We start from the raw sequence: 5,050 nt of genomic DNA on the forward strand, positions 1-5,050 counted from the left end.
GCGCAGAGCCGCGTGAAGGCGCTGGCGCGCATGGAAAAGCTCGGGCCGGTGCTGACCAGCAGCGACTTCCAGTTCGAGTTCCGCGAGCCGGTCTCGCTGCCCAACCCGATGCTCGCGTTCTCGGTGATGTCGTGCGGCTACGGCGGCGTGCCGATCGTCAGCAACGTCAACCGCTCGGTGCTGGCCGGCCAGCGCATCGGCATCCTGGGCGCCAACGGCCAGGGCAAGTCGACGCTGGTGAAGACCATCGCGAAGGAGATCCCGCTGGTGGCCGGCGAGGTCACCGAGGGCAAGGGCTTGTCGATCGGCTACTTCGCGCAGCAGGAACTCGACGTGCTGTCGCTGGACGACGGCCCGCTGATGCACATGGTGCGGCTCGCACGCGACGTCGGCCCGCAGGCGCGCGAGCAGGAGCTGCGCGACTTCCTCGGCTCGTTCCGCTTCGTCGGCGACATGGTCACGCAGGCCGTCGGCTCGCTGAGCGGCGGCGAGAAGGCGCGGCTGGTGCTCGCGATGCTGGTGTGGCAGCGCCCCAACCTGCTGCTGCTCGACGAACCGACCAACCACCTGGACCTGACCACGCGCGAGGCGCTGTCGATGGCGCTGAACGAGTTCGAGGGCACGGTGATGCTGGTGAGCCACGATCGCGCGCTGCTGCGCGAGGTGTGCGATGAATTCTGGCTGGTCAGCGACGGCGCGGTGAAGCCGTTCGACGGCGACCTGGACGACTACCAGAAATGGCTGCTCGAGACCTCGCGCGAGATGGCGAAGGGTGCGCGCGAAGCCGGCTCGGCGAAGGTCAAGGCGAAGAAGGCCGAGGCCGCTGCCGCGGCGGCCGCCCCGAAGGCCGCCAAGGACGACCGCAAGGCCGGTGCCCAGCAACGCCAGAAGGCTGCCGAGCAGACCAAGCCGCTGCGCACCGAGCTCGCGACGCTCGAGAAACGCATCGCGACGCTGACGCAGGAGAAGGCCAACATCGGGGAAGCCTCGGCGCGCCCCGATGTGAGCGCTGCGCAGCGCGTGGAACAAGGCAAGCGGCTGAAGCAACTGGGCGACGAACTCGATGCCGCCGAGGGCCGCTGGCTGGAAGTGACCGGCGAACTGGACGCGCTCGGCGCCGGCTGACTTCGCGCCGCCGCACGCGGCTTCCGGTGGCCGGCGAGTGCCTGTTGGCGGACGGCCTATCGTCCGTTCCCATGATGGCCCTTCAGAAAGCGCAGACAGGTGACCGCTCCGGCAGCAACGCCGGACAGCGGAACACCGCCGGGCATGCCGCCGAGCCGGCTGCGGCCCCCACGGTCAACCCGGCATTGCTGGGCCGCTTCCGCGCCTTGATCGACGAGGTGACCGACGAGCTGATGCAGGGCCGCAGCGGCGACCGCGACAGCTTCCGCGCCGACGCGATCACGCTGCTGATGGCGACGACGAACGAGATCGACGGGCCGGCCGACGGCGTCGAGAGCCCGCTGAGCTACCTGCTGCGCGAGGAGCAGCAGAAGGCCACCGCGCTGCTCGGCTCGCCGGTCGGATCCGACCCCACGCTCATGTTCATGAAGGTCTGAGGCCCGCCATGTCCAACGAGATCAACCGCCCCCTTCCGCAGGGTTTGCCGCGCCCGACGCTGAGCCGTCCGGGTTTGCCGACGAAGGCCGCCGCGCCCCAAGGTGCGCGCACGCGCGGCACCAATGCCGCGAGCGACGCGCTGCCTTCGCGCGCGCTGTCGCGCTCCACCGCGAACACGTCGGCGAGCGAGACGGCCCGGGGCATCGCCTCGAACGTCTGCCAGCGGGTCGAGAGCGGTGCGCTGCGACTGCGCGAAAACGTCACGCCCGCGGTGATGAGCAAGGCGGCACAGCTGGCCGCGCGCAAGCTGCTGGACCTGTACAGGTCCTTCCCGCAGTTGGCCGCGTAGGCTCGCGCCTGCCTGATCGCAAGCTGCCCATGCCGGGCCGGCGCGGAATCTCCCTGCCGTCGGCCCGGAGATTATATTGTTCGCAATCTAATTGCCTGATCGGCGATACAGTCTCGTCCATGGCAAGCAAGCACCTCACTCGTCGCACCGGATCCGTCGCCGCGCCGGCCCTGCCGGCCGACATCGACTGGCTGCAGCTCGACAACCAGGTCTGCTTCGCGCTGTATTCCACCTCGCTCGCGATGACCAAGCTGTACAAGCCGCTGCTCGCGCCGCTCGGCCTCACCTACCCGCAGTACCTGGCGTTCCTGGTGCTGTGGGAGCGTGACGGGGTGACGGTCGGCGAGCTCGGCGAGCGGCTGTTCCTCGACTCCGGCACGCTGACGCCGCTGCTCAAGCGCATGGAAGCGGCCGGCTGGCTGCAGCGCCAGCGCGCCGCCGACGACGAGCGCCGCGTGATCGTCAGCCTGACGGCCGAGGGCCGTGCGCTGCGCCAGCAGGCGCGCGGCGTGCCCGCCCAGCTGGCCCAGGCCAGCGGCTGCAGTGTCGGCGAGCTGACCGACCTGACCCAGCGCCTGCAGCAGTTGCGCCTGCAACTGCTCGATGACGCGCCCGCTGCGGCGCATGCGTGAACGTTGTTCTCACCCCTGACCCACCTCACCACCTGAAGGAAGACACCATGGCCCTCGAAAAAGTCCTGTACACCGCCCACGCCACCTCCACCGGCGGCCGCGAAGGCACCTCCAAGTCGTCGGACGGCGTGCTCGACCTGCGCCTGACCACGCCGAAGGAACTGGGCGGCAACGGCGCCGTCGGCACCAACCCGGAACAGCTGTTCGCCGCCGGCTACTCGGCCTGCTTCATCGGCGCGATGAAGGTGGCTGCCGGCAAGCACAAGGTGACGCTGCCGGCCGACACCTCGATCGCCGCCAGCGTCGGCATCGGCCCGATCCCGCAAGGCTTCGGCATCCAGGTCGCGATGACCATCACCGTGCCGGGCGTCGAGCGCTCGGTGGCCCAGCAGATCGTCGACACGGCGCACCAGATCTGCCCGTACTCGAACGCGACGCGCGGCAACGTGGACGTGACGCTGACCGTAGCCTGAGCCCCGCCTGCGCTGCATGAAGAACGGCCCTCAGCGGGCCGTTTTTCATTGCGCGAGCAGTTGCAGCAGCAGCTCGATACGCGCCTGGTAGGGCGACCATTCGCCACCGGCCGGCAGCACATCGCCGGGCTGCGCGAACACCGGGCCGCCGGCGACGCGGCTGCAGCGCAGCACGCGCACGCCGGCCGCCTGTGCGCGCAGCAGCGCGGCTTCGAGCGCGTGGTGGACGGTGCCGTGGCCGGTGCCCGCGACCACGATGCCGCGCGTGCCGCGCTCGACCAGCGCATCGACCAGCACGCCATCGACGCCCGCATGGCTGAGCAGGATGTCGACGCGCGGCCACTCGGGGCCGTCGACCAGCCTGTCCACCAGCGCCGCAGACATCGCCTCACCCGCCGGCCACGGGCGGAACAGCCGCAACCGCCCTTCCTCGATGCGGCCGACCGGGCCGGCATCGCCTGAATCGAAGGCCTCGATGCGGTAGGTGTGCACCTTGCGCACGTCGGCCGCGCCATGCACCACGCCGCCGAGCACCGCGACCACGCCGCGCGCGCCCGGATGCTGCGCGACGGTCACTGCATCGAGCAGGTTCTGCGGACCGTCGGGTTGCAGCGAGGTGGCGGGGCGCATCGCCGCGGTCAGCACCACCGGCTTGGCCGGCGCGAGCACGCGCTGCAGCAGCCACGCGGTCTCCTCCAGCGTGTCGGTGCCGTGCGTGACGACCACGCCCGCCACCTCGGGCCGCGCCAGGTGGTGCGCCAGCCGCCCGACCAGCGCGCGCCACACGCCGGCGCTCATGTCCTTGCTGTCGACCTGCGCGACCTGCTCCGGCTCGAGCGGCACCGCGGCCAGCGCCGGCACCGCCTTCATGAGCTGCGCGACGCCGAGCTGCGCCGCGGTGTAGCCGATGTTGTCGCCGGGGGCCGCCGAGGTGCCGGCGATGGTGCCGCCGGTGCCGAGCACGACGACGATCTGATCAGTTCTTTGCATTTTTCACGAAGCTGGATAAAAATACAGTCACTGGATGGATGTTCAGTCCGAACCATCTCACCTTCAAGGCCCACCGATGACCGAGATCCCGAAGCTCACCGACCGCCAGCAGCAGATCCTCGACCTGGTGCAGAGCGCGATCGAGCGCACCGGTGCGCCGCCCACCCGCGCCGAGATCGCGAACGAACTGGGCTTCAAGTCGGCCAACGCCGCCGAAGAACACCTGCAGGCGCTGGCCCGCAAGGGCGTCATCGAGCTGGTGGGCGGCACCTCGCGGGGCATCCGTCTGCAGTCTGACACATTGCGTGCGCTGAACCAGAGCCGCGGCAAGCAGTTCAGCCTGCCGCTGCCGAGCCTGTCGCAGCTCACGCTGCCGCTGGTCGGGCGCGTCGCGGCCGGCAGCCCGATCCTCGCGCAGGAGCACATCGACCAGACCTACCTGATGGAAGCCAGCCTGTTCGCGCGCCGGCCCGATTTCCTGCTGAAGGTGCGCGGCATGAGCATGCGCGACGCCGGCATCATGGATGGCGACCTGCTCGCGGTGCAGAAGACCAAGGACGCGAAGAACGGCCAGATCGTCGTCGCGCGGCTCGGCGACGAGGTCACCGTGAAGCGCTTCAAGCGCACCCGCACCAGCATCGAGCTGCTGCCGGAGAACCCCGATTTCGAACCCATCGTCGTGCCGTTCGGCGATGTCGACTTCGAACTCGAGGGGCTGGCGGTCGGCCTGATCCGCAACAGCATGCTGTGATGGAGGCCGCCGTGGTGATCAAGGCCCCCAAGGCGGCGAGTGCCGCGGAGTGCAAGGCGCTCGAGCAACTGCCCAACATCGGCCCCGCACTGGCCGCCGACCTGCGGCTGATCGGCATCCAGGAGCCGAAGGACCTGCGCGGCAAGGATGCCTTCGTGCTGTACCAGCGCCTGTGCGCGATCACCGGGCAGCGCCACGACCCTTGCGTGCTCGACACCTTCATGGCCGCCACCGATTTCATGGGCGGTGCGCCTGCCGCGCCGTGGTGGGCCTACACCGCGCAGCGCAAGGC

At 69.9% G+C, this 5,050-nt stretch carries 8 protein-coding genes; 7 read left to right on the forward strand and 1 reads right to left on the reverse strand.

The genetic code is table 11. The annotated features are described in order from the left end of the window. From AC1D01_RS20325 to AC1D01_RS20345, 5 genes are all read left to right on the forward strand, one after another. Window positions 1-1,125 (forward strand): ATP-binding cassette domain-containing protein (locus tag AC1D01_RS20325; protein ID WP_477869449.1); only part of this gene is annotated, 1,125 nt, incomplete at its 5' end. 71 nt (window positions 1,126-1,196) lie between these two features. Continuing rightward, a complete protein-coding gene (locus tag AC1D01_RS20330; RefSeq protein WP_477869451.1) occupies window positions 1,197-1,562 on the forward strand; it encodes a hypothetical protein in 366 nt (121 codons plus the stop codon). An 8-nt stretch (window positions 1,563-1,570) separates the two neighbouring features. Further along, window positions 1,571-1,912: a hypothetical protein gene (locus tag AC1D01_RS20335; protein WP_477869455.1), complete on the forward strand. Its 342-nt coding sequence runs from the start codon at window positions 1,571-1,573 to the stop codon at window positions 1,910-1,912. 119 nt (window positions 1,913-2,031) lie between these two features. Continuing rightward, the gene (locus AC1D01_RS20340; RefSeq protein WP_477869457.1) at window positions 2,032-2,544 is read left to right on the forward strand and encodes a MarR family winged helix-turn-helix transcriptional regulator; all 513 of its coding nucleotides are present in this window, start codon (window positions 2,032-2,034) and stop codon (window positions 2,542-2,544) included. 47 nt (window positions 2,545-2,591) lie between these two features. Next, window positions 2,592-3,017 (forward strand): organic hydroperoxide resistance protein, encoded by a 426-nt coding sequence (locus tag AC1D01_RS20345; RefSeq protein ID WP_477869459.1) that lies wholly within the window; start codon window positions 2,592-2,594, stop codon window positions 3,015-3,017. Between the two features lie 45 nt (window positions 3,018-3,062). Here AC1D01_RS20345 and AC1D01_RS20350 read toward each other — a convergent pair whose 3' ends face one another. Next, window positions 3,063-4,007, reverse strand: a complete 945-nt coding sequence (locus AC1D01_RS20350; protein WP_477869461.1) for an asparaginase — start codon at window positions 4,005-4,007, stop codon at window positions 3,063-3,065. A 76-nt stretch (window positions 4,008-4,083) separates the two neighbouring features. Between AC1D01_RS20350 and lexA the strand changes: the two genes are divergently transcribed. Together lexA and AC1D01_RS20360 are read left to right on the forward strand one after the other, a co-directional pair. Further along, complete coding sequence (gene lexA / locus AC1D01_RS20355; protein ID WP_477869463.1) at window positions 4,084-4,758, forward strand: transcriptional repressor LexA; 675 nt, start codon at window positions 4,084-4,086, stop codon at window positions 4,756-4,758. After that, window positions 4,758-5,050, forward strand: a 293-nt coding sequence (locus tag AC1D01_RS20360; protein ID WP_477869465.1) for a helix-hairpin-helix domain-containing protein, incomplete at its 3' end; no start/stop codon positions are given. The genes lexA and AC1D01_RS20360, both read left to right, overlap by 1 nt.

It is taken from the genome of Rhizobacter sp. P3_B12, assembly GCF_056402895.1.

Coding starts and splice junctions, on each gene's coding strand:
- AC1D01_RS20345 (WP_477869459.1), top strand. CDS start 2,592: ATGGCCCTCGAAAAAGTCCTGTACACCGCCCACGCCACCTCCACCGGC.
- AC1D01_RS20340 (WP_477869457.1), top strand. CDS start 2,032: ATGGCAAGCAAGCACCTCACTCGTCGCACCGGATCCGTCGCCGCGCCG.
- AC1D01_RS20350 (WP_477869461.1), bottom strand. CDS start 4,007: ATGCAAAGAACTGATCAGATCGTCGTCGTGCTCGGCACCGGCGGCACC.
- lexA (WP_477869463.1), top strand. CDS start 4,084: ATGACCGAGATCCCGAAGCTCACCGACCGCCAGCAGCAGATCCTCGAC.
- AC1D01_RS20335 (WP_477869455.1), top strand. CDS start 1,571: ATGTCCAACGAGATCAACCGCCCCCTTCCGCAGGGTTTGCCGCGCCCG.
- AC1D01_RS20330 (WP_477869451.1), top strand. CDS start 1,197: ATGATGGCCCTTCAGAAAGCGCAGACAGGTGACCGCTCCGGCAGCAAC.